The sequence below is a fragment of the Acidobacteriota bacterium genome (assembly GCA_004299485.1).
Classification (GTDB): domain Bacteria; phylum Acidobacteriota; class Terriglobia; order Terriglobales; family SCQP01; genus SCQP01.
Genome location: SCQP01000002.1, coordinates 46870 through 72694, shown reverse-complemented (window position 1 = coordinate 72694; position 25825 = coordinate 46870). Strand labels below are relative to the sequence as shown.

The window sequence follows — 25825 nt, the reverse complement described above, 5'->3', positions numbered from 1 at the left end:
CCGTATCTGTTATACTGCGAGCAGTCTTCCCACCCCCGGTTCTTGGCAATGGCAAAACTCAGAACCCCGCTTTTGATCGTTCTCGTCCTGGCAGTGTGCGCTGTAGCAGGACGCCTTTACGGCCCACAGATTGCCGCTACCCAGGCGGCCGCTCCCGGCCAGACCGCTACCGTCAGCAACGGCAATAACGACGCTGCCATTCAGGCCGGCCTAACCAAGTTCGCCTACGTCTACCACCTGGTCGCGGCCAACTACGCCGCCCCGGTGAACCCGGGCCCGGCGATTTACGATGGCGCCATCCCCGGCATGCTCCGTCAGCTTGACCCACACTCTAGCTTCTGGGATCCGAAAGCCTTCGAGCAGGTGATGGAAAACCAGAACGGCCGGTATTCCGGGGTGGGCATGCTGATCGGTGCGGTCGATGCCCGCAACAATCAGGCGCGCGTGGTGCAACCGTTTGAAGGCACGCCCGCGTTCAAGGCCGGGCTGCGCCCCTACGATCTCATCATGGCCGTCAGCGGCACCTCGACGGTGGGCATGAGCACCGATCAGGTAGCGAATCTGCTGAAAGGACCCAAGGGCACCCAGGTAACCATTGCGGTAAAACGCGTCGGGCACCCGCATTTGCTCACCTTTACGCTGGTTCGGGCCGACGTGCAGCACAACAGTGTGGATTCCGACTTTCAGATTGAACCCGGCGTCGAGTACATCCACCTAACCGGCTTTACCGCCACCAGCACCAGCGAGATGGCGGCCATCCTGCATCACGCCGAAGCCGAAGGTCCGGTGCGCGGTGTCATTCTCGACTTGCGCGGCAATCCCGGTGGGCTCCTGAATCAGGCCCAGGGTGTCGCGGGTCTGTTCCTGGCCAAGGGGCAGGTGATCGTAAGTGATCATGGACGCAATTCTCCCGAGCACGTCCTGACCGCCACTCACGGCAACGGCGGCCGCAACTTCCCGCTCGTGGTGCTGGTCAACAGCATGACGGCCAGCGCCGCCGAGATCGTCTCCGGTTCCATCCAGGATCACGACCGCGGCCTGATCGTCGGCCAAACGACTTTCGGTAAAGGCTTGGTCCAAACCGTAATGCCGCTCGGCGATGGTACGGGTCTGGCGCTCACCACCGCTCACTACTACACCCCCAGCGGCCGGCTCATTCAGCGCCCCTACGAAGGCGTATCGCTCTACGATTACTTTTACGTCCACAACCACAAGACACCGCTTGATCAGCGCCAGGTGAAACTGACCGACATCGGACGCACCGTCTACGGCGGTGGCGGCATTACGCCCGACGTGCAACTCCCGCCCGAGAAGCTGAACGATTTCCAGCAAGTGCTGTTCGGCCGCACGGCGTTTTACGAATTTGCCGATCTGTTCCTGAGCCAACACGACTCTGTGCCGGAGAGCTGGACGCCCGACGCCGCCACGCTGCAACAGTTCGTAGAGTTCCTCGCTGGCCAGCACGTGGACCTGAATCCGGTGGATGTAACCACCAACGCCACTTGGATCAAAGAGCAAATCCGCTATCGCATCCTCTCGAGCCTGTACGGCCTGAACGAGGGCTACAAGACCGTGATGGAAGTCGATCCTGAGGTGCGCAAAGCTCTCACTCTGCTGCCGCAGGCGGAGGCGCTCGAAACCCGCGCGCAAAAAGTCCTGCTCGCCCGTGAGTCCGCCGGCAAATAGCTGTCGTCACACCCAGATCGGCCAGCGCGGTCAGAACGAACCGCCGCGACGCAAAACGCGGATGCGGCAGCGTGAGTTCCCGCGTTCGCATGTGGACGCGGTCGTACAAAATCAGATCAACGTCCAGGGTGCGCGGCGGATTCCGCCGGCCGTGAAGGTGGCGGCCGAAGTCGCGCTCCAACCGCTGCAGCCGGTGGAGCAGCGTGTGCGGCAGCAGGTTCGTCTCTGCCTCGACGGCACAGTTCAAATAGCGGCGGCGGCCCGTGGCGCCGACCGGAACCGTCACCCGGTAGGGAGAGACGCGCTTGACCTGCACCCCGAACTGCGCCAGTGCCGCAACTGCGCCATCAAAAATCTGTGGGCTGGATCCTCGGTTGGAACCCAGCAGCAGGTAGATCCTCACCCCGGGAACAGCCCCGACTGGGCGCTGCGCTCCTGCGGCGCCGTAATCCCGAAATGCCGGTAGGCGAGCGCCGTCGCCACGCGGCCGCGCGGCGTGCGGCTCAGAAATCCGACCTGCATCAAGTAGGGCTCATACATTTCTTCGATCGCATCCGGCTCCTCGGCCAGTGCCGCGGCGAGCGTATTCACGCCCACCGGTCCGCCATCGAATTTCTCCATCAGCGCCAGCATCAGCCGGCGATCCGCCTCGTCAAAACCGTATTCATCCACTTCCAGCAGCGCCAGCGCTTCGCCGGCGACCTCGGCGGTAATATCGCCCGCCGCGCGCACTTGCGCAAAATCACGCACCCGCCGCAGTAGCCGGTTGGCGATGCGCGGGGTCCCGCGGCAGCGCCGTGCCAGCACCGCCGCACCCTCGGGCTTCATCGCCACGTTGAGGATGCGTGCCGACCGCCGCAGGATCACTTCCAGATCGGCCGGTTCATAGAACTCCAGCCGCAGAATCAGACCAAAACGTGAACGCAACGGCGCCGACACCAGCCCCGCGCGCGTGGTGGCCGCGACGAACGTGAACGGCTCCAGATTGAGCGTATGCGTGCGCGCCGACGGCCCCTGGCCGATGATAATGTCCAGCCGGTAGTCTTCCAGCGCCGAATAGAGTATCTCCTCGAGCTGCGGTTGCAGTCGGTGCACTTCGTCGAAGAAGAGCACCTGGCGCTGCTGCAGGTTCGTCAGCACTGCCGTCAGATCGCCCTTGATCTGAATTAACGGCCCGGCCGTGGACTGAAAGGCAACTCCAAGTTCGGCGGCGATAATGCCCGCCAGCGTTGTCTTGCCCAGCCCCGGCGGTCCATAGAGCAGCACGTGATCCAGCGGTTCCCCGCGGTGCCGCGCTGCCTCTATGGCTAGCGAAAGCTGCGCCTTCGCTTTCGCTTGGCCGATGTATTCGTCCAGACGGCGGGGCCGCAGGTTCAACTCGAAGGTTGCGTCATCGTCTCCGGCTGCGCCGGTCACGAGACGGCGGTTAGCGGCTTCCGGCACCGGCTTGCGCTCCCGCCTTGGACTGCAGTTCCCGCAGTTCCAGCCGCGTGCCGGCGTCGAGTTTGAAGTTACCCCGGCCCGTAAGCACGCTTCCCTTGTCTGGTTCCATTTTTATGCCAAGGGGTGCCGGATGGCTGTGCACCATGGCGTCCATATTCTGATTCGCAGCGGTAATCTGCGGCGGTATCGGTTCCGTTCCCAGGGTCGCATTCTCCCGGCCGTTTGAGTTCATTCCCGGCCGTTCCGGTGACTCCATCGCCGGCATCGCGGGTTGGTCCATCATGGGCTGACGCGGCGTCAGCCTCTGCACGCCGGTGATGGCTGCGTCGAGCGACACTACCTGCCCCGTCTTCGTGCGCGCTTCGGTAAACACAACCGCAAGGTGCGAAGGCGACTGGGCACTCTCGGCCGGCGTCACGGCGGTTATGCTTCCCAAAAGCGTGCTGCCGCGGGGCAAAAGCTTCTGACCATGAACTTTGACGTCAGAGGTCGTCACCGCTTGCACTCGCTCTCCCACTCTTGCGTGTGCCGAGTCCAGCGTGCTACGCAATTCCGCTTTAATTTTCGTGCCCGCCGGCAACGTTACGGAATCCGGAACTTGCGCCATCAGGCCACCTGGGTTCAAAGCCAAAGTTGCCACCGCCGCTAGAACTGCCAATCGCCTCATTCGCACTTTCTCCTTCCGCAATAGTAGCGTACCCGCTTTTCCCCATCTCGAGAGTGCCCGTATGGCCCCTCCCTGCATCCAAGAAAATAGTGGTGCGATGGCTCTAACAACGCGGGTGTTTGCAATGGGAGTGGCCGTGAGCGCGGGTGCGCTCGTGCTTGTGCAAGCTACCACGCAGCCGCCGAACCCCGCGCCGCTGCTTTCGAAGCACGAAGTCGTCGCGCGCATGGTCGCCATGAATGCCGCCCGCACCCGCGCCCTGCATGCCTTTTCCGCTTGGCGTAGCTACCACGTTCAGTATGATGGTATAGGTGATGCGAGTGCCGCCATGACCGTGCGGGTGGAGTTCCACCAGCCCGGGCCGAAGATATTCACCATCGTTTCCGAATCCGGCTCTGCCATGTTACGGCATCACGTTCTGGAGCCGCTGGTAAAAGCCGAAATCCGCGATGCTGTCATCACCAGCAGCCAGGGCAGCGCCATCGTGCCCGCCAACTACGAGTTCCATCTGCTGGCCACGCCCGCCGATAACCCCGGCGGCGGCTATGTGCTCGAGGCCACACCTCACGCCGATCGCAACCGCTTCCTGTTTCGTGGCACCATCTGGCTGAGCGCCAACGATTTTGGAATCAAGCGCATTAAAGGTAAACTGCCTCGTTCACCTTCATTCTGGGTCAAGAGCGCAACCTTCGACTATCACAGCCAGAAAGTTGGAGACTTCTGGCTCCCCGCCTCCAATCAAACCCTGGCCCATCTTCGCTTTTTTGGCCACGCCACCTTGGACATCTGTTTCCATGATTTTGTTTTGACTTCCATCAGCCCCGTCGGGCCCTACACCTCATCAGGAGAGTCTCCATGAACCTGCAGGAACTGCGCCAGTGGCTTGGCCCTTTGGGACGGTATCGTCCCGGTCTCTTCCGTAAGGACATGGCCCAGGGCTTTCAAAATTGCGACGGCTGGGCGCTGCCACCGTGGGCGCGGCTGTTGCATTTCACCAGCCCGGAAGAGCGCTTGCTGGAACATCTGGATGTGGCCGGCGGTGTCGTCTACGATGTCGGCGCGTTTACCGGCGCCTATAGCTTGTTCTTTTCGCGCCGCGTTGGCGTCAGCGGCCGCGTGATCGCGTTTGAGCCCCGGGCGGAAAGCTTCTCGACCCTGGTTGCCAATCTGGAGCGCAACCGGGTCAACAACGTCCTGCCGCTGCCCTTGGCGCTTGGAGCCGAAGCAGACCGGCGCTCGTTATTCATGTTGCCGGGAATGCCCACCACGGCATCGCTCGCTTCCGAAGCACATACCCCGCTCCGCAGGCAAACTGGCGAGGCCAACATCGAGCCCCTCGATACGCTGGTGGATACGATTCCCTTGCCGCCGCCAACCCTCATCAAAATTGACGTCGAAGGCCTGGAATTAGACGTTTTACATGGTGCGCGAACGACGCTGAAACAGTTTCGCCCCGACCTGCTCATCGAAGTGCATGGCGACAGCAGCCAGCACAAAACCGAGCGCGTGAACGAACTGTGCCGCCTGCTGCGGCCTCTGGGCTACTCCCTCTTACATGCCGAAAGCGGATTGAAACTAGGCCCGGTGCCCATGACACACCAAATCAGCAGCGGCCATATCTTCGCGCAAGCCACGTAACGGCGTGGCGGCGCGGCGGCCAGCAGGTGCTGACCGCCGCGGACAGCCTAGGCCGGGCCCGGGGGGAGAGGATGCCAAGCCTGGCAGCGCAAGTGCGGCTGCAATTTCTCTATCGGTCACCAACGCAGGGAACTTTAGGTTTGCAACACGCCTGTGCGGAAAGGAGCCAAATCCGGGTTCAGGCTAGCAGCCTCCAACCCCGCAATCAGCCAGGCGCGCGTTTCCTGGGGTTCGATAATCGCATCCGTCCACAGCCGGGCTGCGCCGTAGCGGGGATCCGTCTGCGCCTCATAGCTGGCGCGGATGGATGCCAGTAACTCCTCTCGCTCCTCGGCAGCAAGTTTGCGGCCGCCGCGCTCGAGCTGACGCACCCGCAGGTCCAGCAGCGTGTTGGCCGCCTGCTCGCCGCCCATCACCGCATAACGGGCCATGGGCCATGCCAGCAGCAGACGGGGGTCATAGGCGCGTCCGCACATGGCGTAGTTGCCGGCGCCGAAACTGCCGCCGATGACCACGCTGAACTTCGGTACCACGCTGTTGGCAACCACGTTCACCATCTTGGCGCCGGCGCGGATTATTCCCGCAGCCTCCATTTCCTTGCCCACCATGAAGCCGTTGACGTCGTGGAGGAACAGCAGCGGAATTCGGCCCTGATTGCAGTCCATGATGAAGCGCGCGGCCTTATCGGCGCTTTCCGGATAAATCACGCCGCCGAACTCAATCCGCTTACTGCCCGTAGCCGTCGTGCGCTTCACCATCTTCTTCTGGTTCGCCACCACACCCACGGCAAAACCACCCAGGCGGCCATAACCGCACACAAGCGTCTGACCGAACTCGGCGCGGTATTCGTCGAATTCTCCGGCATCCAGGATGCAGGCCAATACGTCGCGCACATCGTAGCTGGCCTGGGGATCGCCCGGAAATACCTCCAGGAGATCCGCCGCCGGCCGCTGCGGCTCGCGCGTGGCAATCCGGTCAAACGGCGCCAGCGGCGGCGGTCCGAGGCGGCTCATGAGCGAGCGGATGCGGCGGCAGCAGTCCTCATCGTTGGCTTCCCGGAAATCCACGGTGCCGCTGATGGCCGCGTGCAGGTGCGCGCCGCCCAGCTCTTCGCTCGATACCTTCTGCCCAATCGCCGCCTGCACCAGCGCCGGCCCGGCCAGATACAGGCCGCTGCCTTCGGTCATCAGAATGGTGTCGCACATCACCGGCAAATAGGCGCCCCCGGCCACGCAGTTGCCCATGATGGCGGTAATCTGCGGAATTCCCATCGCGCTGGCGACAGCGTTATGCCGGAACACGCGGCCGAAATCGTCAATGTCGGGAAAGACTTCATCCTGCAAGGGCAGAAAAACGCCTGCCGAATCCACCAGGTAAACCAGCGGCAAGTGGTTTTCGAGCGCAATCGTCTGGCAGCGCAGGACCTTCTTGGCCGTCATCGGGAAGAAGGCGCCCGCCTTGACTGTCGCGTCGTTGGCGATGATCATCGTCCACCGGCCGTGGATCTTTCCCAAACCGCAGACCACGCCCGCCGCCACCGCGCCGCCCCACTCCTCATACATGCCCCAGGCGGCGAACAGCCCGATCTCGTGCCAGGGCGAGCCTTCGTCCCGCAGCCGGGCGATGCGCTCGCGCGCCGTCAGCCGCGCCTTGCCGTGCTGGCGCTCGATGGCCTTGGCGCCTCCGCCCTGCAACAACTGTTCTTGTTCTTTCCGGAGTTCTTCGAGGCGGGTTTCGAGTACGCTGGCCATCGCTTGCAGGGAGGTCTATTGCGCAGCGTTCATCGCCGATAGGAAGTCGCCATTGGTTTTCGACTTCAGCAGCCGGTCGCGCAGCAGCTCCATGGACTCGGTCACCGACAGCGGGTTCAACACCTTGCGCAGCACCCAGATGCGGTTGAGGTCTTCCTTGGGAATCAGCAGCTCTTCCTTGCGCGTACCGGAGCGTTGAATGTCAATCGCTGGGAAGACGCGCTTGTCCACCAGCTTGCGGTCAAGAATGATTTCCATGTTGCCGGTGCCTTTGAATTCCTCGAAAATCACGTCATCCATACGGCTGCCGGTCTCGATCAGGGCGCTGGCGATGATGGTCAGCGAGCCGCCTTCCTCGATGTTGCGTGCGGCGCCGAAAAACCGCTTCGGCCGCTGCAGAGCATTCGAATCCACACCGCCCGACAGCACTTTCCCGGACGGGGGCACCACCGTGTTATAGGCGCGTGCCAGCCGCGTGATGGAGTCGAGCAGAATCACCACATCGCGCTTGTGCTCCACCAGGCGCTTGGCTTTTTCGATCACCATCTCCGCCACCTGCACGTGCCGGCTGGCGGGCTCATCGAACGTGGAGCTGATCACCTCGCCCTTGACCGTGCGCTGCATATCCGTGACTTCTTCCGGACGTTCGTCGATGAGCAGCACAATCAGCACCACCTCGGGGTGGTTGGTCGTAATCGAGTTGGCGATCGACTGCATCAGCATGGTCTTGCCGGTGCGCGGCGGCGCGACGATCAGGCCGCGCTGCCCCTTGCCGATGGGCGTGAGTAAATCCATGATCCGGCCCGACACGTTTTCCCGCACCGTCTCCAGCTTGATATGTTCGCTGGGGTACAGCGGCGTCAGGTTGTCGAAGAGGATCTTGTTGCGCGCTTCTTCCGGCGCCTCAAAGTTGATCGCCTCAATCTTCGTCAGCGCAAAGTATTTTTCGCCCTCGTGCGGCGGCCGCACCTGGCCGGAGCAGGTGTCGCCGGTCCGCAGGTCGAAACGGCGGATCTGCGAGGGGGAGATGTAAATGTCGTCCGGGCCGGGCAGGTAGTTGTAGTCGGGCGAGCGCAGAAAACCATAGCCGTCAGGCAGGATTTCCAGCACGCCTTCCGCAAAGATGTGGCCCTCTTTTTCGCTTTGCGCCTGCAGGATCTTGAAAATCAGGTCTTGCTTACGCATGCCGCTGGCGCCGGGCAGCTCCAGCGTGCGGGCAATGCGGGCGAGTTCGGTAATGTTTTTTTCTTTCAGTTCAGCAATCGTCATGCGTGGTTCAGGTGGGAGTTTTAGCGGAGTTTTGGCTGCGGCTGTGGAGCCGTGGCGCGAAGTTGCTACCGGATAACGGACGGAAAATCAGGTCGGCGGAAGCCAATCCTTCAGGAAACAAAAGACTAACACCGCCTCGCCCCCGCTGTCAAGCTACTGGCGGCAGCTTGGGGGAGCCCTGAGCGCCAGCGGGTGGACCCCGCCGGGAATCGAAGCCCCCACTCCAAGCGACCATCGGGAGCGACCAGGGCCAAAAGTGGTGAGCCAAGCGACCAACGGGAGCGACCAGGGCAAAAGGTGGCGAGCCACCTAGTCGAGGTCGAAATCGCGCAATGGCTTCCGCTCGTCCGGGTGGTTGCGCACCCGGCGCAGGCTTTGGTCGAACTTGCGCGCCAGCAGGTCATCCCGGCTCTTTTCGGCCGCCACCGAATCCTGGAAGCGCCGCTCGCGCTCCTGCTCCTGCTTTTGCAATTGCTCGTGTGCCTGATCGAGGCTGACCCCGCGCGGGTGCCGCTCGCCGGCAGCATGCTCCAGCACCATGCCGGTTTCCGCATCCACCCGGAGCTCGGCATTGCACTCCGGACAGCGGACGTTCAGCACCTTCGCCATTCGCCTCTATCTTGCGCCTGGCGGCTGCGTTCGATCAAGCCCGCCGGCAGCCGGAACCGCCGGCGCAGGTGTAGTTCGCGTTCCAGCATTTCCCCGCCATCGGTTTCATGATCCATACCCGCAAGGTGCAGAAGCCCGTGGAGCAGCAGGACACGCAGTTCGGTGTCCGGGCTATGGCCGAGCTGGCGCGCTTGCCGGGCCGCGGTGTCGAGCGATATCGCGAGGTCGCCGGCGCGGGCCGGAAGGCCAGGGGGTAGCGGCCACGGGCTGGTGGGAAATGAGAGAACGTCGGTGGGGCGGTCGTGATGCCGGAACTGGCGGTTGAGGCGGCAGATGGCGGCATCATCCACGAGCCGGACGGCCACTTCCCCGCGCACCGCCGCCGCGCTCTGGGCGCGCGCCAGAAACCGGCGCAGCGCGGGCAAGTTGACCCTGGGCGGGCGCGGATGCTGGATCTCAATCGGCAGAGGCTGTCTTGTCTCCAGGTTCCGGCAGCAAGGAGAGCTGCCGCGCGTCGTGTTCCTGGTACGCCCGCACGATGCGCTGCACCAGGGGATGCCGGACCACATCGTGCTCGTCAAAGTAGATAACGCCCAGACCCTCCACCGACCCCAGAATTTCGATCGCCTGCAGCAGGCCGCTGCGGCGGCCCGTCGGAAGATCAATCTGCGTCACGTCGCCGGTGATCACCGCCTTGGAGTGGAAGCCCATGCGCGTCAGGAACATCTTCATCTGTTCCTGCGTCGAGTTTTGCGCTTCATCCAGAATAATGAAGGCGTCGTTGAGCGTACGCCCGCGCATGAAGGCCAGCGGCGCAATCTCAATCGTGTTGCGCTCCAGCAGCCGCTCGACCCGTTCCGGCTCCATCAGGTCGAACAGCGCGTCATAGAGTGGCCGCAGGTAGGGATCGACTTTTTCCTGCAGCGTGCCCGGCAAAAACCCCAATCGCTCCCCGGCTTCGACTGCGGGTCGGGCGAGCACGATGCGCGAAACCTGCTTGGCGTTCAGCGCCGCCACTGCCATCGCCACGGCAAGATAAGTCTTGCCCGTCCCGGCCGGGCCCACGCCGAAGATCATATCCTGGCGCTCGATCGCGTCCAGATAACGCCGCTGATTGATCGTTTTGGGCTGGACGGTCTTCTTGCCGAAGGCGCGCTGCCGGCCGCTGTGCGCCAGGCCGGCGAGGCTGGTCGTGGGGTCGTCCACCACCACCTGTAGCAGCGCGTGCAGATCGCCGTTGGCAAACGGATAGCCTTCCGCCCGCAGTTGCTGATAGTCGCGGACGATTTCCTCGAAACGCTCCACGCTGGCGCTGTCCCCTTCTGCCTGGAGACTCGTGGGGCCAAGGCGAACCGATAAATTGAGCTGATGTTCCAGCAGGCGCAGGTTTTCATCCAGCGGGCCAAACAGGGTCTCAATGCCGGGGCCAAGCTCGATGCTGGTTTTCATGTGAGAGGTGTTAGCAATAGTTTAGATGCTAAAATAGTCCGACGACAATGGCCAACCATCCTTCTGCCCTGAAACGGGTTCGACAGACCCGCCGCCGCACCGCCCGCAACCGCGCCAACGCCAGCCACCTTCACACCGCCGTCAAGAAGCTGCAGGTGGCGATCTCCGGCAAGGGTGAGGAGGCCCGGAATCTGGCTCCCGCGACCATGGCCCAGATCGACAAGGCTGTGCAAAAAGGTGTGCTCCATCGCAACGCCGCCAGCCGCCGCAAGTCGCACCTCGCTAAAGCCCTCAACGCGAAGAAGAAGTAACCCGCAATCTCAGCCGTCCGCTATCAGCTTGTGTGTAGTGGCATGCGAGCGTAGGCTAGGGCTTCGGAGCCACTATGCCTCGTTTGCGCTTCTCCGCACTGCTGCTGTTCCCTGCCCTCCTCGTCGCGCTCTGCGCCGCACAGCAATTCAACCCCAACCTGTATCAAGGCATGCGCTGGCGCCTCATTGGGCCCTTTCGCGGCGGGCGCACCGTCGCCGTGAGCGGCGTGCCCAGCCAGCCGGGCGTCTTTTACTTCGGCGCGGCTGATGGCGGCGTCTGGAAAACAACCGATTACGGCAACACCTGGAAACCGATTTTCGAACACGAGCCCACCGGTTCCATTGGCGCGCTGGCCGTCGCCCCTTCCAATCCCAACATTATTTACGTCGGCAGCGGCGAGGGCCTGCGCCGGCCTGATCTTTCCACCGGCGATGGCATCTACAAATCGTCCGATGGCGGCAAGACCTGGGCACACCTGGGCCTGCGCGACGGCCAGCAGATCGGCGCCGTCGCCGTCGACCCGCACAACCCCGACCGCCTGTTCGTCGCCGTGAACGGCCATCCTTACGGTCCGAACCCCGAGCGCGGCATCTACCGCTCGCTCGACGGCGGCCAAACCTTTCAGCGCGTGCTGTACAAAGGTGAAAACGTCGGGGCGATGCAAGTCGCGCTCGATCCGCAAAACTCGCAGATTGTCTACGCCGATCTCTGGGCCTCGCGCTACACCCCTTGGTCGCTGTTTGAAGGCCCCGGCAGCGGCTTATACAAATCGACCGATGGCGGCACCACCTGGACGCCGCTCACCCACGGTCTGCCCGATTGGCAGCACGATCACGTCGGCCGCATCGGTATCGGCATCGCGCCCAGCGATCCCAATCGCATCTATGCCCTGGTCGAAGCCCGCGCCCACGGCGGCGTCTATCGTTCCGATGATGCCGGCGCCACCTGGCAGTTGATCAATACCAATCCCCGCCTTTGGGGACGCGGCTTCGATTTTGCCGGCATCACCGTCGATCCAACCGATCCTAACGTCGTGTACGACGCCAATACCTCAACCTACCGCTCCGAGGACGGCGGCCACAGTTTCATTCCCATCAAGGGTGCCCCCGGCGGCGACGATTATCACACCGTCTGGATCGACCCCGCGAACCGCAACCTCATCATGCTGGGCGTGGATCAGGGCGCGACCATCAGCGTGAACCGCGGCCGCACCTGGAGCTCCTGGTACAACCAGCCCACTGCCCAGATCTACAAGGTCTCGACCGACAACGATTTTCCGTACAACGTCTACGGCGGCCAGCAGGAAAGCGGCTCCGTCGGCATCTCCAGCCGCGGTCCCGATGGCGCCATCACCCTGCGCAACTGGCATCCGGTGGGCGCCTTCGAGTATGCCGATGTCGCGCCCGATCCGCTGCATCCCAATATCATCTATGGCGCCGGCGGCGGCGCGGTCACGCGCTACAACAAACGCACCCATGTCGATCAGAACGTCGGGCCACAGATGCTGGGCGGCAAGCTGCGCTTCCGCCGCACCATGCCCCTGGTATTTTCGCCGGTAGACAAGCACGCCCTTTACCTGGGCGCCAACGTCGTTCTCAAAACCCTTACGCGCGGGCCGGGCTGGGGCTCCCGGGGCCCCCAGCCCGGCCGAGCGCCAAGCGGGTGGCGTGGCGCAGCCACGCCAGGCCCCGCGCCAGTCAATGACGGTGGCCGCCACTGGCAGACGATCAGCCCCGATCTCACCCGCCGGCCGCAGGCTTCCGCGCCCACCCTGGCGCCCTTCACCTTTTCCGGGTACGGCAATGCCAAACCCGATGGCGGCGTGGTCTACGCCCTCTCGCCATCGCCCCTCAACGCGAATGTGCTCTGGGCCGGAACCGACGACGGCCTGATCTGGGTAACCCGCGACGGCGGCGCCCATTGGACCAACGTGACGCCGCCGCAGTTGCAGCCCTGGTGGAAAGTCTCCTCGCTCGACGCCAGCCACTTCGATCCCAACACCTGCTACGCTGCCATCAACACTCTGCGGCTCGACGAAATGCAGCCGCATCTGTTCCGCACCCACGACGGCGGTAAGACCTGGACGCCAATCAATACCGGCCTGCCGGATGGCGACGCGACCGATGTGCTGCGCGAAGACCCTGTGCGCCGCGGCTTGCTCTATGCCGGCACGGAGACCTCGGTCTACGTCTCCTTCAACGACGGCGATCAATGGCAATCGCTGCAGTTGAATCTGCCCCACACCTCGATGCGTGATCTAACCGTGCATCAGAACGACCTCGTCGTCGGCACCCACGGCCGCTCCTTCTGGATTCTTGACGACCTCGCGCCCCTGCGCCAGCTCACGGCACAAGTTGCCTCCGCGCCGGTCTACCTGTTCAAACCGGAGTTTGCCTATCGCCTGCAGCGCGACGCCAACACCGATACGCCCCTGACACCCGAAATGCCACAAGGCCAGAACCCGCCCAGCGGTGCCATGATTGACTACTATTTGCGCTCTGCGTCCTCAGGCCCAGTGACGCTGACCATTTACGACGCCCAAGGCAAACTGGTGCGCCGCTATTCCAGCACCGATCAGCCACCCGAGTCACAGGCCGAGCTGGCGCACACCACCGTCGTCCCGCTCTACTGGCTCCAGCCCTTCACCAAGCCTTCGACTGCGCCCGGCATGCACCGTTTCGTCTGGGATCTCCATTACACTGCGCCCAAGGCGCTGACCCACTCCTATCCCATTTCCGCCATCAAAGGCGCAACGCCGCGTGAGCCGCAAGGAGTGCTGGCGCTGCCCGGCCAGTACACGGTCAAACTCACCGTCGGCGGCCAGACCTACACCCAGCCGCTCACGCTGAATATGGATCCGCGCATTCATATGACGGCCACGCAGTTGCACACCCAGTTTGCTGTCGCCACCGCTCTCGCCCAGGCGATGAATGCAAGCTACGCCGCCTATGAAGCCGCGCGCGCCGGCGATCCGGTCCGCGCCGCCAAACTGGCTCGCCTCAACGACGACCTCCAGGGTCTGCTGACTGGCAGCGCCGAGGCCGGCGGCATCGCGAACGTCAATGCCGTACCCACTCCCGTCCAGCAAACAGCCGCCGCTACACTGGAGGCAGCGCTCAAAGCTCTGCTGCCGCAGCGGTAGGGTTATAGCACACCGATCTGCCGCAGAAAGCCGACCTGATCGTAGAAAAGGTTCTCTTCGACGATTTCGCCGTCCTTCCATTTGGCGATGGTGCAGAATTGCAGCTCGAAGCTCTTGCCCGTCGCCTCGTGCACCTGGCCGTCAAGACCCTTCCACGGGCCGATCATCTTCCCTTTCCAGCGTGCGATGGTGCACGTCCAGTCACCCGATCCAAACATCACCCGGTACGGGTTGTTCTCCAGGTGATTTTCAATCGACTTGAAAAATGCCGCGGATTCCTCCTGATGCGCCTCGCGGCCGCGCGTCGGATCCGGCTGTCCCGGCCAGTAGACCCTCGTGTCAGACGAATGCCGCTTCCGAAACACTTCCCAGTTCTGCGCATTCCAGGCGTCATCAAGGGTCTTCATCTTCTGCAAATTCTCTTCTGCACTCATACATCACCTCTTGACCATATTGTCGCTCAATGTACTTCGCACTCCGGAACCACGATTGGACTTTCGGCCCGAGCATGACGTTTTACCGCGCTTAAAATCACTGCAGGAGGGGTTATGAAGGCGATTCATGCGCTTACCGTAAGCGTTCTCCTGTGTTCGTTTGCAGCTTCGGCTGGCGCGCAAAGCCAGCAGCGGCCGGCAGCCGCACCGGCAGCGAAGGCCGCGCTCGCTACACCCTCGTCGATTCGCGAGGAGCATGCACACTTGCGCCAGGACCTGAACGAGGCCATCGGTTCCGGCGGCCAGACGGCCGTGCGCGCCCGCGCAGTAGCAGCGGTACTCCTACCGCACTTCAAGGCAGAAGAAGCCTACGCCATGCCGCCCCTGGGATTGCTGCAAGCCCTCGCCGAGGGACAGACGCTCAGCCGCGAGCAGCGGCACAAGGCGATGGCGATGGCCCAACAGCTCCAGGCTCACTACCCCCAGATGCTCCAGGAACATCGCCAAATCCATACTCGCCTGGAGGCGTTGGCGGCAGTCGCCCGGCAAGAGCACAAGCCGGCGGCCACTGCCTTCGCCAACTCCCTTATGCTGCACGCGCAGAACGAAGAGCAGGTGCTCTATCCGGCCACAATTCTGATCGGCAAGTTCCTCGCGCTGCGCCAGCCCGGCGGAAAATAAACTAGCGCAGCCAGGTCTCGAGCTCGACCGCAGCGTCTGTTTTGCTGTCCCGGTATTTGACAATGACCGGTGTAGCCAGTGACAGGCCCCAGTCGGGCCCCCGGCTCACGCGGCGCGCGCCGGGAACAACGACGGCGCCGGCCGGAATGCGCAGCGGCTGCCCAGCCTCGGCGCGGTGAATGGTTTCGCGCGGCAGGTCGTAGACCGCCACCGAGCGCGTGAGGATGACGCCCGCGCCCAGCACCGCGCCCGCGCCAATCTGTGTGCCTTCGTAGATGCCGCAGTTTCCGCCGATGAGGGCGTCGTCTTCGATGACGACCGGCAACGCATTGACCGGCTCCAGCACGCCGCCCACCTGCGCCGCGGCGCTGAGATGGACATGCCGTCCGATCTGCGCGCACGAGCCCACCAGCGCATGCGAATCGACCATCGTGCCCTCGCCAACCCAGGCGCCGATATTAACGTACGCGGGCGGCATGCAGATCACGCCCGGCGCCAGATAGGCGCCATCACGGACGGTGGTGCCGCCCGGCACGAGCCGCACTTGATCCGCAAGCGTAAAGGAGCGCGTCGGCAGTGTGTCCTTATCGAAAAAGGTGAACGGCGCGGACGAGGCGTGATGCTTCAGGGCGCCCAGACGGAAGCCCAGCAGAATCCCTTGCTTCACCCACGTATTCACGCGCCATACGTCGGACGAGGGCTCCGCGGCGCGCACCGTGCCGCGATTGAGCTGCCCCTTAAGCTCCTCAAAGGCATCGCGCGCCGCCGTGCTTTCGGCGCTGAGGTCGGCGAGCGCGCTTAGGCGAAGGATTTCCGCAGCCAGATCAGGCATGAGCGCTAGAGCCCCAGTGCCTGCAGGACGCGCTCGATTTTGGTGCGGCTGGCGGCCTGCACCGGAATCATGGGCAGCCGGTACATTTCCCGACACCGGCCCATGTGCGTCAGCACGAATTTGATGGGGCCTGGCGAGGTCTCGCAGAAAATGACTTCCATGAAAGGCAGGTAGCGGTAGTGCAGTTCACGCGCGGCTTTGCGGTCGCCGGTTCGGGCCGCCGCCACCAGCTGGACCATGGCCGCCGGCACGGCGTTCGAGGCCACGCTGACCAGTCCCTGGCCTCCCAGCGCGAGAATGGCAAACGTGAGCGCGTCATCGCCGCTAAGCACGTCAAAGCCCGCTCGTGCGCCGGCAATGATGTGGCTGATCTGCGCTAGATTTCCAGAAGCCTCTTTGACCGCCACGATGTTCGCGTGCGCCTCCGCTAGGCGTAGCGCCGTTGTGGCCTCGATATTGCTGGACGTGCGGCCGGGCACATTGTAGAGCACGACCGGGATTTTCACCGCGCTGGCGACGGCGGAGAAATGCTGAAACAGCCCCTCCTGCGTCGGCTTGTTGTAATACGGCGCCACCACCAGTGCGCCATCGGCGCCCGCCGCTTCGACCTTGCGTGCCAGCTCGACCGCGTGCGCGGTACCGTTGCTGCCCGCTCCCGCCAGCACCGGCACCCGGCGCGGAGCATCCGAGGCCGCTTCCAGCGCCAGCTCAATCACGCGGAAGTGCTCGGCTTCTGAAAGTGCCGGTGTTTCGCCCGTAGTGCCGCAGGGCACGAGAAAGTCGATGCCCTGCTCAATTTGCCACCGCAAATGCATCGTAAGCGCGCCCTCGTCGAGCGATTGGTCCCGATCAAACGGCGTGATGAGCGCCGTGCCACAGCCCCGGAAGGGATTGTCCATAACTAAATAACCTCGCTGAATTCGTGCAGCCCCCGCTTGCCCAGAATCCATTCTGCGGCCACCAGGGCGCCGGCGGCGAAGCCGCGCCGCGAGCGGGCGGTGTGAGTAAGCGATAGCGTATCTTCGGGTGAGTCAAAGCCTACCGTGTGCGTACCCGGAATCGAACCGGCGCGCGTGCTCGCGATGGCGCCGGAATCGTGACCCCCCGTGCGCAACAGACCGGCAAGGTGCAGCGCCGTACCCGAAGGCGCGTCCTGTTTGGCGCGGTGATGCGCCTCCCAAACGAAGGCCTCGTAACTGGCGGGCAGCGCTGCCGCAGCCGCGGCAACGGCGCGATACAGCGCCTGCACCCCAATCGAGAAGTTGGCGCCATAGACGATCCCAGCCGGCGACGCCTCCGCCAGCGCGCGTACCCGCTCGAGCTGTGCGAGCCAGCCGGTCGTGCCGATCACCAGCGGAACGCCCGCCGCCATGCATCTCTCGACATGCTCCAGCACCGCCCCCGGCACGCTGAAGTCAATGGCCACCAGCCCCGCCGCCCAGCCCGCCGGAAACGGATCGCCCGCATCCACTTTGCCCGCAACCTTATGGCCGCGCTCGCGCGCCACTTCCTCCACCAGCCGGTTCATTTTGCCGTAGCCGAGCAGCAGCAGATCCATGTCTGTCCATTGTGCCTCACCACGCAATAGCCATACGAAATGGCTATAATGAATTCATGGAAGTCAGCGTAGCCGAAGCAAAAAACAGCCTGCCCAGGCTCCTCCACGCAGTGGAAAACGGCGAGAAAGTCGTGATCACCCGTCGCGGGAGGCCGGTCGTGCAGTTAACGCGGGTTCCGTCGCGGCGTAAAGTCAAATTCGGGTCGATGCGGGGGCGGATCCACTTGAAGCCGGGCTGGGATGCGCCGATCACTGAGGAACAGTTCATGCGCGGGCGCTGGTGAACGGATATTTGCTGGACACCTCCGTGGCGCTGTGGACGCTGGGGCAGCCCGAGCGGCTTACTCCGTCCGTGCGCATCGCTGTCGACCAGGGTCCCGCGTGGTTGAGCGTGATCAGTTACTGGGAGGTCGCCATAAAGAGTGCAATAGGCAAGCTCGACGTAGGCCCCGTCGAGGACTGGTGGCGCACGCTCATCGCGGATGTAGGCGCGGAAGTGTTGCCGCTGCAGTCCGGGCACGTTGCTACGATTTCGCGGCTGCCCTTGCTGCACCGCGACCCGTTCGACCGCGCGCTCATCGGTCAGGCGATTGCCGAAGACCTGGAGTTGCTCAGTCCCGATCGCATGATGGCGAAATACGAGGCAGCGGGGCTGAAACTGCTGCGTTAAGCAGCGCTGCCGGTGGACACACCCCAGCAACCAGACCCGCGGCGAGGGCCGCATCCGCCGTCCAGCCCTCGGCGGCCAGCAAGTGCGCCAGCGTGCGCGCAGAGCCGATGAGGCGCGGCAGCCGTTGCGTGCCACCCCAGCCGGTGACCAGTCCCAGCCGGGCGCCGTGATGCCCAAAGTAAGCCTGCGGCCCGCAGATGCGGGCATGGCAAGCCAACGCGAGATCGAGTCCGCCGCCGAGGCAGGCGCCTTCTATCGCGGCCACAAACGGAACCGGCGAGCGCTCGATGGCGTTCAGCGCCGCCTGCCCGCGGTGGGCGAACCGGTAGGCAGCCGGCCCATCGAGCACGGTAATCACCGCCAGGTCGGCGCCGGCAGAAAAGCAGCGCGCATTACCCGTCAGGACGAAGCGGCCAGCCTGTGGATTCCGTGCGCTCGCGGCGGCGATCTTCTCCAGCAATTCCAGCGACAGCCGGTTCAGACCATCGGGTGAGTCCAGCCGCAGTTCGATTGCGCCGCCATCGAGCGGGATGGTTGTGAGGGTGGTCAGGACACCAGCGCCGGCCGTTCCGGCACGTGCGCGCGGATAAAATCGGCGATCTCGCTCATCCGGCTGCCGGGCGGAAACACTGCCGCCACGCCGGCCTTTTTCAGCTCGGCAATATCGCTCTCCGGCACAATGCCGCCCAGCACCACCAGCACGCCTTCCATGTGCTGCTTGCGCATTTCCTCCATCAGCTCGGGCACGATGGCGTTGTGCGCGCCGCTCAGGATCGACAATCCGATGCAGTCGACATCTTCCTGCAGCGCCGCGTTGACGATCATCGCCGGCGTCTGCCGCAGGCCGGTGTAGATGACCTCCATGCCGGCATCGCGCAGGCCGCGGGCGACGACTTTGGCGCCGCGGTCGTGGCCGTCGAGGCCAGGCTTGGCAACAAGAATTCGGATACGGCGAGGATCAGGCATAAGGTTCTAGGTAATCGCGGTCTCAGTATAGCTGCCGAAGACCTCGCGCAAAGTGTCGCAGATCTCGCCCAGCGTGCAGGAGGCGCGCACGCAGTCGAGCATCGCCGGCATGGTGTTGCCACTGGGCGTCGCCGCGACTTTGCGCAACTCGCTCAAGTTGCGCTGCACGGCGTCGCTCGACCGCCTCTGACGCAGCGCTTGGAGCTTGGCCGACTGGCTCTGCCGCGCCGTCTCGTCGATATAGAGCGTCGGCACCGGCTGCTCTTCGGTCACAAAACGGTTCACGCCCACCATGAACTTTTCGCCGTTTTCCAGAGCCTGCTGATAGCGATAACTGGCGTCGGCGATTTCGCGCTGCGGAAAGCCCTGCTCCACCGCCGCCACCATGCCGCCCATCTCGTCAATGCGGCGGAAGTAGTCGCGCGCCCCGTTTTCCATTTCCAGCGTGCCCTTTTCCACAAACCATGACCCGCCAAGGGGATCGACCGTGTTGGCCACGCCGGTTTCGTAGGCGATGATCTGCTGCGTGCGCAGCGCCAGCGTCACCGCTTCTTCGGTCGGCAGCGCCAGCGCCTCATCGAGCGAGTTGGTGTGCAGCGATTGCGTCCCGCCCAGCACCGCCGCCAGCGCCTGGAGAGCCACACGGGTGAGGTTGTTATAAGGCTGCTGCGCGGTGAGCGAAACACCGGCGGTCTGCGTGTGGAATCGCAGCTTGGCGCTGCGCGGATTCTTTGCCCCGTAATGCTCGGTCAATTCCCGATACCAGAGCTTGCGCGCGGCGCGGTACTTCGCGATCTCTTCGAAAAAGTCGCTGTGAGCGTTAAAGAAAAACGACAACCGGGGCGCGAAATCGTCAATCGCCAGGCCGCGCCGCAGCGTCCAGTCGACATATTCCAGGCCGTCGCGCAGCGTGAACGCCAGCTCCTGCAGCGCGGTCGAGCCGGCCTCGCGGATGTGATAGCCGCTGATCGATACTGGATTGAACTTCGGCGTCTCGCGCGCCCCGAACTCGATGGTATCGACTACCAGCCGCATCGACGGCGCCGGCGGAAAAATATATTCCTTCTGCGCGATGTATTCCTTCAGGATGTCGTTCTGCAGGGTGCCCGAAACCCGTTTCCAGTCCGCCCCCTGGCGCTCGGCCGCCACCAGGAACATCGCCCAGATCGGCGCTGCCGGCGAATTGATGGTCATCGACGTGGTCACGTCTTCGAGCCGGATGCCCTGAAACAACCGCTCCATGTCCTCGATGGAGTCAATCGCCACGCCGCACTTGCCCACCTCGCCGGCCGCCATGGCGTGGTCGCTGTCGTAGCCCATCAGTGTGGGCAGGTCGAAGGCCACCGAAAGACCCGTCTGCCCCTGCGCTAGCAGGTAGCGATAGCGTTCGTTAGTCTCCTCCGGCGTCGCAAACCCGGAGAACTGCCGCATCGTCCACAGCCGCCCCCGGTAGCCGGTCTCATGAATGCCGCGCACATAAGGCGGCTCGCCCGGCTCTCCCACCTCGCGCTTGAAATCAAAGCCCTCCGGCAGATCCGCGCGCGTGTACACCCGCTCAACCGGAACCCCGGAAATGGTCGTAAATTCAGCCTGCTTCGGCGGATGCGTTGTCGATGCCATTCCCTATTAGTTTAGGGCGCGTCGCATCTCCGGGCAAGCAACCGAACGGTTAGGCCGGGCTTACTTTATATAGACCTCGACCGCGCTGGGCGTCGGCGGCGCCTGGTTCCAGCCGGCAGGAAATTGGTCGAAGCCGATTTCGAAGTTGCGGGTCGAGTGCGGCGGTATGGGCGGCACACGGTTGCCGAGCAGGGCGCGGCGCTCGGTTTTGATGGGTTTGCCATACACGTCGTGAAACGTGAGGTCCACGATGTACCCCGTGAGCACCCGATCGCCCCGGTTGTGAATGGTGCCGCGGTAGTAGACCACGCTGCCGCCCATCAGGCTTTCCGCGCCGAGCACTTTGACCCCCTCTAGGCTTACCTGAGTGGCATAGGCGTCATGGCGCGAGCCGGAGGGGACATCCTTGCGCGTGGCTGCCACCCACGCCGCCAACACAATCACGATGACAATGCCCAGCGCGATGGCGTACGGCTTCCAGTTGTTCCGGAACCCCAACATACCTGCATTTTAGCGTGGCGCGTTACCGCCCGGCGATGGTCAGGCCATCGATGCGGATGGTGGGCGCATTCACCGCGCCCCGGAACTCGAGATCGTTGCCGATCGCCGCCACCTGCCGCAGCATCTCCTTCAAGTTGCCGGCCACCGTGATTTCTTCCACCGGATACGCGAGCTGGCCGTTTTCGATCCAGAGGCCACTGGCGCCGCGCGAGTAGTCGCCCGTAACCGCGTTCACGCCGAAGCCGATAAGTTCGGTAACATACAGCCCCTGCGGAATGGCGGCGATAATCTCTTCCGGCGATTGCTTGCCCGGCTCCATCGTCAAATTCCCGCAGCTTACGCCGGGCGCCGCGGCCAGACCCCGGGCGGCGTTGCCCGTGGTCGCCAGATTCAGCTTGCGCGCGGCGTAACTGTTGAGCAAATAGGATTGCAGCCGGCCCTCGCCCAGGATCACCGTGCGCCGCGTGGGCACGCCTTCGGCGTCAAACGGCGCTGAACCCAGCGCCGCCGGCTGGCAGCCGTCATCTACCAGCGTCAGCGCGGGCACGGCCACTTCCCGGCCCAGCGCACCCGTCAGGAAGCTGGCCTCGCGATAGACCGCCTCGCCGCTCACCGCTTCGAGAATGTGGCCGAGCAGGCTACGGGCCGTCTTTGGCTCAAACACTACCGGATAGCGCCCGGTGGCGGCTTTGCGCGCTCCCAGGCGGCGCAACGTCCGCTCCGCGGCGCGGCGGCCCACGGTTTCCGGCGGTTCCAGATCCGAAGGTCCACGCGCCACCGCGTACCAATAATCGCGCTGCTTGGCGCCGTTCTGCTCCGCAATCGGCGCTACGCTGAGCGAGCAGGAGCTGCGTCGTACTTCGCCCACGAAACCCAGCGAGTTCGCCAGAATTTTCGTCCCTTCTCCGGCGTCGAAGCTGGCGCCGTTCGAGTTCGTCAGGCGCGCATCGCAGGCGAGCGCGGCCCGTTCAGCGCGGCGCGCCAAATCGAGCGCTTCATCGGCGGTGACCGCCAGCACGGCGGGATCGTACAACTGCAGGTCGCCCTCACGCCGGCCCAGGTCCTCCGCCCGCGGCAGGCCCGCAAAGGGATCCGGTGAGCTGGCTTCGGCGATCGCCAGCGCGGCGTCGAGCATGGCGCTCACCGCCGGCCAGGCCAAGTCGGAACTGTGTGTCACTCCCGCTTGCTGGCCCTTGAAGATGCGTATACCCAGGGCTTTGCCTTCGGCCTGTTTGATGGATTCGACTTCGCCCAGGCGCACGTTGACCGACAGCTCGCGCCCATAGCGGATGACACACTCGGCCGCCGTCGCGCCGCGGCGAGCCGCCTCGGCGACGACGCGTTCAGCAAGGTCTTTCACTGCGTGCCACCAACCGTCAGCCGGTCCACCTTCAAGGTCGGAATGCCCACACCTACCGGAACCGATTGTCCATCCTTCCCGCAGGTTCCAATGCCTTGGTCCAGCTTGAGGTCGTTGCCGACCATCGAGACGCGGGTAAGCACGTCCGGGCCGTTGCCGATGAGCGTGGCGCCTTTCACCGGCGCGGTGATTTTCCCGTCTTCGATCAAGTAGCTCTCCGACGCCGAGAACACAAACTTGCCATTCGTAATGTCCACCTGCCCGCCGCCAAAGTTCACCGCGTACAGACCGCGGCGCACGCTGCGGATAATGTCGGCCGGCTCGTCATTTCCGGCCAGCATATAGGTATTCGTCATCCGTGGCATGGGCATGTGAGCGTAGCTCTCGCGGCGGCCGTTGCCGGTCGAGGCCGCGCCGGTGAGCCGGGCGGAAAGCTCATCCTGCATGTAGTTCTTGAGGATGCCGTTTTCAATAAGCGTGGTGCAGTGCGTGGGCGCGCCTTCGTCATCCATATTGAGCGAACCGCGCCGCCCCGGCAGCGTGCCGTTATCGACGACGGTGCATTTTTCGCTGGCCACCCGCTGTCCCAACAAGCCGCTGAAGGCGCTGGTCTTTTTCCGGTTGAAATCGGCTTCCAGGCCATGCCCAATCGCCTCGTGCAATAAAATCCCGGGCCAGCCCGGGCCGAGGACCACTTCCATCTCGCCTGCCGGACAGGGCCGCGCCGCTAATTGCTGCACCGCCTCCCGCGCCGCCTGCTCGCCCAGCGCTTCCGGCGTCAGCACCTCATCGAAGAACTCCAGCGCCACCCGCCCGCCGCCGCCGGAATGACCCTTTTCGGTAACGCCGTTTTCCCGCGCCAGCGCGAGTACGCTCAGCCGCGCCATCGGCTGCGCATCGGCCGAGCAGCGGCCGTCGGAGGCAACCACCAGAATCTGCCGCAACTCATCGGCGTAGCCCACCTGCACCTGCACGATGCGCGCATCATGCTCGCGCGCGGCGCGCTCGGCCCGGCGCACCAGCGCCAGCTTGCCCAGCATGCCCGTATCCCCGGCGGCGGCCGCAGCCACCGGATAGAGATTTCTGCCCGGCGGCGTATCGCTCAAGCCGACGATGTGCGTGGCCGTCGCGCCGCTGGCAATGTGCGCCGCGGTGGCTGCAGCTCTAAGGATTTTCTCCGGCGATAGATCGTCGGTGTAGGCGTAACCGGTACGCTCGCCGGAAAGCACCCGCACACCCACCCCCAGCGAAATCCCCTGGCTGGCCGACTTGATGATGCCTTCCTCCAGCCGCAGCGACGAGCTGGCCTGGTGTTCGAAGTACAGATCGGCAAAATCACCGCCACGCGCCAGCGCCGCCGCCAGATAGCGTTCGAGGTCGGTCGGGCTTACGCCGTAGTGGCGGGCAAAGAAATCGGTGGGTGCATTCGACATAGGATCCTTCCTTAGTTTAACGGGGCCGTCAGCCCGCCGCCCGCTTTGGTATCATCCCCTCATGGTCCAGCCTGCCGCCCTCCCGCTCGCCGACATAACCAGCTTCATGCTGGAGGTCAGCGATCTGGTCTCGGGCACGCTCGATCTGGATCAGGTCCTGGGCCGCGTCGCCGAGATGGTGCGGCGCGTCGTGCACTACGACATTTTCGCCATTCTGCTCGCCAGTGAGCGCACCCACGAGTTACGCATCCGCTTCTCGGTTGGCCATCTGCCCGAAGTCGTCGAAAAAGTCAGAGTCAAATTTGGCCAGGGCATCACCGGCCGCGCGGCCGAGCTGAAGCAGCCCTTGCTCATCAACGACGTGAGCCAGAATCCCCACTATATTCCGGTGCTGGCCGATATCCGCAGCGAACTGGCCGTGCCCATTCTCTGGAAAGGCAACTGCATTGGCGTCATCGACATTCAGGCGCCCGAACTGAATGCCTTTTCCGAAGCCCACCTGCAGGCGCTGGTGCTGGTCGCCAGCCGCATCGCCAACGCCATCGAAAACGCCAAGCTCTACCGCAACGCCGTGCAGCGGGAAAAAACACTCAGCCTGCTCAACGACATCAGCCGCGAGATGACCTCCATCCTCTCGTTGGACGACCTGCTGCAGCACACCGCCGAGATGGTGCGCCGGGTCATCGAATACCAGCTCTTCAGCGTTCTGCTGGTTAATGCCGCAGGGGACAAGCTGGAACACCGCCTTTCCGTCAAAATGGGCGAGCACATCCAGATCCGGCGCGACATTCCCATCGGTCAGGGGATTACCGGCGCAGCCATGGAAATGCGCAAGCCCGTGGTGGTGAAAGATGTGCGCGAAGACCCGCGCTATATCCCCGTCAATGCCGACGCCCGCAGCGAGCTGGCCGTCCCCTTGGTTTATCAGGATCAGGTGCTCGGCGTACTCGATCTGGAACACAACCGCAAGGGCTACTACACCGAGCGCCACGCTCGCACCATCAGCACTCTGGCCGCACAGATGGCGATCGCCATGGTGAACGCGCGCCTCTACGAAAAGGTCTCGCGCGCCGAGCGCAAGATGGAGCGCGACCTGCACATGGCGCAGGAAATTCAGGAGCATCTGCTGCCGGCGCGCCGCCCCGAGCTGGAACACCTCAAGATCGCGGCCCGCACCGTGCCCGCGCGCCAGCTCGGCGGTGACCTCTATGATTTCATTCCCTACCGCGGCCAGCGCACGGCCATCGCGGTCGGCGATGTGAGCGGCAAAGGTACCGGCGCGGCGCTCTACGGCGCCGTGGTGAGCGGCATCTTGCGCACCCAGGCGCTGCATCATCCCCGCCCGGCGGAGTTGCTCGCCGCGCTCAACCAGGCGCTGCTGGAGCGTCAGGTCGAGTCGCAGTTCATGACCCTCATTTACGCCCTCTGGTCGGAGCAGAGCCGCACCCTGCGGATCGCCAACTCCGGCCTGCCTTATCCCATCCATGTGCATGCCGAGGGCTGCACGATCATCCCCGCCGCCGGCATTCCGTTGGGCATGCTGGATACATCGCAATACGAGGAATTGTCGCTCCGCCTGCCCGCGGGGGACATGGTCGTGTTCGTCAGCGACGGCATTACCGAATTCATGAACCGCAGCGGGGAGGAATACGGCCGCGTCCGCCTCGAAGCCTTGCTGCGGCGCCACCGCGATGAGGACCCCGACGCCGTGCTGGATGCCATTTTTGCCGACTCCGAAAGTTTTGGCAATGGCCTGCCCGCGGCCGACGATCGCACCGTCGTAGTTCTGAAGTCGGTGTAGAGC

At 63.9% G+C, this 25825-nt stretch carries 26 protein-coding genes and 1 pseudogene; 9 read left to right on the top strand and 18 right to left on the bottom strand.

The window, feature by feature from the left end:
* Nucleotides 1-48 precede the first annotated feature (48 nt).
* On the top strand, nucleotides 49-1686 hold the full coding sequence (locus EPN33_03170; protein ID TAN23832.1) for a S41 family peptidase: 1638 nt from the start codon (nucleotides 49-51) through the stop codon (nucleotides 1684-1686).
* On the opposite strand, the gene folK is transcribed toward EPN33_03170, so the two are convergent.
* From folK to EPN33_03155, 3 genes are read right to left on the bottom strand one after another with little or no spacing between them, the layout of a single operon-like run.
* Nucleotides 1607-2197, bottom strand: coding sequence for a 2-amino-4-hydroxy-6-hydroxymethyldihydropteridine diphosphokinase (folK, locus tag EPN33_03165; protein TAN23831.1), 591 nt, complete (start codon nucleotides 2195-2197; stop codon nucleotides 1607-1609). The genes EPN33_03170 and folK overlap by 80 nt on opposite strands.
* Entirely contained in the window at nucleotides 2086-3129 is a 1044-nt protein-coding gene (ruvB, locus tag EPN33_03160) for a Holliday junction branch migration DNA helicase RuvB (protein ID TAN23830.1), read from the bottom strand. Before ruvB ends, folK begins: the two co-directional genes overlap by 112 nt.
* Nucleotides 3113-4033, bottom strand: a complete 921-nt coding sequence (locus EPN33_03155; protein ID TAN23829.1) for a hypothetical protein — start codon at nucleotides 4031-4033, stop codon at nucleotides 3113-3115. Before EPN33_03155 ends, ruvB begins: the two co-directional genes overlap by 17 nt.
* On the opposite strand from EPN33_03155, the gene EPN33_03150 reads away from it, so the two are divergent.
* Both EPN33_03150 and EPN33_03145 read left to right on the top strand, forming a co-directional pair.
* The gene (locus EPN33_03150) at nucleotides 4023-4655 is read left to right on the top strand and encodes a hypothetical protein (protein TAN23828.1); all 633 of its coding nucleotides are present in this window, start codon (nucleotides 4023-4025) and stop codon (nucleotides 4653-4655) included. The genes EPN33_03155 and EPN33_03150 overlap by 11 nt on opposite strands.
* Nucleotides 4652-5434: an FkbM family methyltransferase gene (locus tag EPN33_03145; protein TAN23827.1), complete on the top strand. Its 783-nt coding sequence runs from the start codon at nucleotides 4652-4654 to the stop codon at nucleotides 5432-5434. Before EPN33_03150 ends, EPN33_03145 begins: the two co-directional genes overlap by 4 nt.
* A 134-nt stretch (nucleotides 5435-5568) precedes the next feature.
* Here the strand turns inward: EPN33_03145 and EPN33_03140 are convergent, their stop codons facing one another.
* From EPN33_03140 to EPN33_03120, 5 genes are all read right to left on the bottom strand, one after another.
* Nucleotides 5569-7185 (bottom strand): acyl-CoA carboxylase subunit beta, encoded by a 1617-nt coding sequence (locus EPN33_03140; protein ID TAN23826.1) that lies wholly within the window; start codon nucleotides 7183-7185, stop codon nucleotides 5569-5571.
* A 15-nt stretch (nucleotides 7186-7200) separates the two neighbouring features.
* Nucleotides 7201-8454, bottom strand: a complete 1254-nt coding sequence (rho, locus tag EPN33_03135; protein TAN23825.1) for a transcription termination factor Rho — start codon at nucleotides 8452-8454, stop codon at nucleotides 7201-7203.
* A gap of 309 nt (nucleotides 8455-8763) precedes the next feature.
* Complete coding sequence (locus EPN33_03130) at nucleotides 8764-9063, bottom strand: hypothetical protein (GenBank protein ID TAN23824.1); 300 nt, start codon at nucleotides 9061-9063, stop codon at nucleotides 8764-8766.
* The gene (gene ybeY / locus EPN33_03125) at nucleotides 9048-9632 is read right to left on the bottom strand and encodes an rRNA maturation RNase YbeY (protein TAN23823.1); all 585 of its coding nucleotides are present in this window, start codon (nucleotides 9630-9632) and stop codon (nucleotides 9048-9050) included. The genes EPN33_03130 and ybeY overlap by 16 nt, the downstream gene beginning before the upstream one ends.
* Nucleotides 9520-10512, bottom strand: coding sequence for a PhoH family protein (locus tag EPN33_03120; GenBank protein TAN23822.1), 993 nt, complete (start codon nucleotides 10510-10512; stop codon nucleotides 9520-9522). The genes ybeY and EPN33_03120 overlap by 113 nt, the downstream gene beginning before the upstream one ends.
* 47 nt (nucleotides 10513-10559) lie before the next feature.
* Between EPN33_03120 and EPN33_03115 the strand changes: the two genes are divergently transcribed.
* Both EPN33_03115 and EPN33_03110 read left to right on the top strand, forming a co-directional pair.
* On the top strand, nucleotides 10560-10823 hold the full coding sequence (locus EPN33_03115) for a 30S ribosomal protein S20 (GenBank protein ID TAN23821.1): 264 nt from the start codon (nucleotides 10560-10562) through the stop codon (nucleotides 10821-10823).
* 74 nt (nucleotides 10824-10897) lie between these two features.
* Nucleotides 10898-13687, top strand: a pseudogene (locus tag EPN33_03110) (glycoside hydrolase).
* 281 nt (nucleotides 13688-13968) lie between these two features.
* Here EPN33_03110 and EPN33_03105 read toward each other — a convergent pair.
* Nucleotides 13969-14400, bottom strand: coding sequence for an ester cyclase (locus tag EPN33_03105; protein ID TAN23820.1), 432 nt, complete (start codon nucleotides 14398-14400; stop codon nucleotides 13969-13971).
* A gap of 114 nt (nucleotides 14401-14514) precedes the next feature.
* Here EPN33_03105 and EPN33_03100 point away from each other — a divergent pair, with 114 nt between their 5' ends.
* Nucleotides 14515-15081 (top strand): hemerythrin domain-containing protein, encoded by a 567-nt coding sequence (locus tag EPN33_03100; protein TAN23819.1) that lies wholly within the window; start codon nucleotides 14515-14517, stop codon nucleotides 15079-15081.
* Between the two features lies 1 nt (nucleotide 15082).
* On the opposite strand, the gene EPN33_03095 is transcribed toward EPN33_03100, so the two are convergent.
* The 3 genes from EPN33_03095 to EPN33_03085 are packed head-to-tail and all read right to left on the bottom strand — an operon-like array spanning nucleotide 15083 to nucleotide 17471.
* Complete coding sequence (locus tag EPN33_03095; GenBank protein TAN23818.1) at nucleotides 15083-15913, bottom strand: 2,3,4,5-tetrahydropyridine-2,6-dicarboxylate N-succinyltransferase; 831 nt, start codon at nucleotides 15911-15913, stop codon at nucleotides 15083-15085.
* Between the two features lie 5 nt (nucleotides 15914-15918).
* A complete protein-coding gene (locus EPN33_03090) occupies nucleotides 15919-16812 on the bottom strand; it encodes a 4-hydroxy-tetrahydrodipicolinate synthase (GenBank protein TAN23817.1) in 894 nt (297 codons plus the stop codon).
* 2 nt (nucleotides 16813-16814) lie between these two features.
* The gene (locus EPN33_03085) at nucleotides 16815-17471 is read right to left on the bottom strand and encodes a dihydrodipicolinate reductase (protein ID TAN23816.1); all 657 of its coding nucleotides are present in this window, start codon (nucleotides 17469-17471) and stop codon (nucleotides 16815-16817) included.
* A gap of 56 nt (nucleotides 17472-17527) precedes the next feature.
* Here EPN33_03085 and EPN33_03080 point away from each other — a divergent pair, with 56 nt between their 5' ends.
* Both EPN33_03080 and EPN33_03075 read left to right on the top strand, forming a co-directional pair.
* Nucleotides 17528-17755 (top strand): type II toxin-antitoxin system prevent-host-death family antitoxin, encoded by a 228-nt coding sequence (locus EPN33_03080; protein ID TAN23815.1) that lies wholly within the window; start codon nucleotides 17528-17530, stop codon nucleotides 17753-17755.
* Nucleotides 17749-18141 carry a type II toxin-antitoxin system VapC family toxin gene (locus EPN33_03075; GenBank protein ID TAN23814.1) on the top strand — a complete coding sequence of 131 codons (393 nt, stop codon included), beginning with the start codon at nucleotides 17749-17751 and terminating at the stop codon, nucleotides 18139-18141. Before EPN33_03080 ends, EPN33_03075 begins: the two co-directional genes overlap by 7 nt.
* On the opposite strand, the gene EPN33_03070 is transcribed toward EPN33_03075, so the two are convergent.
* The 6 genes from EPN33_03070 to tldD are packed head-to-tail and all read right to left on the bottom strand — an operon-like array spanning nucleotide 18083 to nucleotide 24021.
* Nucleotides 18083-18691 (bottom strand): enoyl-CoA hydratase/isomerase family protein, encoded by a 609-nt coding sequence (locus EPN33_03070; GenBank protein TAN23813.1) that lies wholly within the window; start codon nucleotides 18689-18691, stop codon nucleotides 18083-18085. The two genes, EPN33_03075 and EPN33_03070, sit on opposite strands and share 59 nt — an antisense overlap.
* Nucleotides 18688-19107: a cobalamin B12-binding domain-containing protein gene (locus EPN33_03065; GenBank protein TAN23812.1), complete on the bottom strand. Its 420-nt coding sequence runs from the start codon at nucleotides 19105-19107 to the stop codon at nucleotides 18688-18690. The genes EPN33_03070 and EPN33_03065 overlap by 4 nt, the downstream gene beginning before the upstream one ends.
* A gap of 6 nt (nucleotides 19108-19113) precedes the next feature.
* On the bottom strand, nucleotides 19114-20727 hold the full coding sequence (locus EPN33_03060; protein ID TAN23811.1) for a methylmalonyl-CoA mutase: 1614 nt from the start codon (nucleotides 20725-20727) through the stop codon (nucleotides 19114-19116).
* Between the two features lie 60 nt (nucleotides 20728-20787).
* Nucleotides 20788-21228, bottom strand: coding sequence for a hypothetical protein (locus EPN33_03055; protein ID TAN23810.1), 441 nt, complete (start codon nucleotides 21226-21228; stop codon nucleotides 20788-20790).
* 22 nt (nucleotides 21229-21250) lie between these two features.
* Complete coding sequence (locus EPN33_03050; protein ID TAN23809.1) at nucleotides 21251-22588, bottom strand: TldD/PmbA family protein; 1338 nt, start codon at nucleotides 22586-22588, stop codon at nucleotides 21251-21253.
* A complete protein-coding gene (gene tldD / locus EPN33_03045; protein ID TAN23808.1) occupies nucleotides 22585-24021 on the bottom strand; it encodes a metalloprotease TldD in 1437 nt (478 codons plus the stop codon). The genes EPN33_03050 and tldD overlap by 4 nt, the downstream gene beginning before the upstream one ends.
* Before the next feature lie 61 nt (nucleotides 24022-24082).
* On the opposite strand from tldD, the gene EPN33_03040 reads away from it, so the two are divergent.
* A complete protein-coding gene (locus EPN33_03040; protein ID TAN23807.1) occupies nucleotides 24083-25822 on the top strand; it encodes a GAF domain-containing protein in 1740 nt (579 codons plus the stop codon).
* Nucleotides 25823-25825: the final 3 nt, after the last annotated feature.

What these genes read in the sequence shown, in the direction of transcription:
- EPN33_03170 (TAN23832.1), top strand. Translation starts at nt 49, where the DNA reads ATGGCAAAACTCAGAACCCCGCTTTTGATCGTTCTCGTCCTGGCAGTG.
- EPN33_03150 (TAN23828.1), top strand. Translation starts at nt 4,023, where the DNA reads ATGGTCGCCATGAATGCCGCCCGCACCCGCGCCCTGCATGCCTTTTCC.
- EPN33_03155 (TAN23829.1), bottom strand. Translation starts at nt 4,033, where the DNA reads ATGGCGACCATGCGCGCGACGACTTCGTGCTTCGAAAGCAGCGGCGCG.
- EPN33_03145 (TAN23827.1), top strand. Translation starts at nt 4,652, where the DNA reads ATGAACCTGCAGGAACTGCGCCAGTGGCTTGGCCCTTTGGGACGGTAT.
- EPN33_03140 (TAN23826.1), bottom strand. Translation starts at nt 7,185, where the DNA reads ATGGCCAGCGTACTCGAAACCCGCCTCGAAGAACTCCGGAAAGAACAA.
- rho (TAN23825.1), bottom strand. Translation starts at nt 8,454, where the DNA reads ATGACGATTGCTGAACTGAAAGAAAAAAACATTACCGAACTCGCCCGC.
- EPN33_03130 (TAN23824.1), bottom strand. Translation starts at nt 9,063, where the DNA reads ATGGCGAAGGTGCTGAACGTCCGCTGTCCGGAGTGCAATGCCGAGCTC.
- ybeY (TAN23823.1), bottom strand. Translation starts at nt 9,632, where the DNA reads ATGTGGTCCGGCATCCCCTGGTGCAGCGCATCGTGCGGGCGTACCAGG.
- EPN33_03120 (TAN23822.1), bottom strand. Translation starts at nt 10,512, where the DNA reads ATGAAAACCAGCATCGAGCTTGGCCCCGGCATTGAGACCCTGTTTGGC.
- EPN33_03115 (TAN23821.1), top strand. Translation starts at nt 10,560, where the DNA reads ATGGCCAACCATCCTTCTGCCCTGAAACGGGTTCGACAGACCCGCCGC.
- EPN33_03105 (TAN23820.1), bottom strand. Translation starts at nt 14,400, where the DNA reads ATGAGTGCAGAAGAGAATTTGCAGAAGATGAAGACCCTTGATGACGCC.
- EPN33_03100 (TAN23819.1), top strand. Translation starts at nt 14,515, where the DNA reads ATGAAGGCGATTCATGCGCTTACCGTAAGCGTTCTCCTGTGTTCGTTT.
- EPN33_03095 (TAN23818.1), bottom strand. Translation starts at nt 15,913, where the DNA reads ATGCCTGATCTGGCTGCGGAAATCCTTCGCCTAAGCGCGCTCGCCGAC.
- EPN33_03090 (TAN23817.1), bottom strand. Translation starts at nt 16,812, where the DNA reads ATGGACAATCCCTTCCGGGGCTGTGGCACGGCGCTCATCACGCCGTTT.
- EPN33_03085 (TAN23816.1), bottom strand. Translation starts at nt 17,471, where the DNA reads ATGGATCTGCTGCTGCTCGGCTACGGCAAAATGAACCGGCTGGTGGAG.
- EPN33_03080 (TAN23815.1), top strand. Translation starts at nt 17,528, where the DNA reads ATGGAAGTCAGCGTAGCCGAAGCAAAAAACAGCCTGCCCAGGCTCCTC.
- EPN33_03065 (TAN23812.1), bottom strand. Translation starts at nt 19,107, where the DNA reads ATGCCTGATCCTCGCCGTATCCGAATTCTTGTTGCCAAGCCTGGCCTC.
- EPN33_03060 (TAN23811.1), bottom strand. Translation starts at nt 20,727, where the DNA reads ATGGCATCGACAACGCATCCGCCGAAGCAGGCTGAATTTACGACCATT.
- EPN33_03055 (TAN23810.1), bottom strand. Translation starts at nt 21,228, where the DNA reads ATGTTGGGGTTCCGGAACAACTGGAAGCCGTACGCCATCGCGCTGGGC.
- tldD (TAN23808.1), bottom strand. Translation starts at nt 24,021, where the DNA reads ATGTCGAATGCACCCACCGATTTCTTTGCCCGCCACTACGGCGTAAGC.
- EPN33_03040 (TAN23807.1), top strand. Translation starts at nt 24,083, where the DNA reads ATGGTCCAGCCTGCCGCCCTCCCGCTCGCCGACATAACCAGCTTCATG.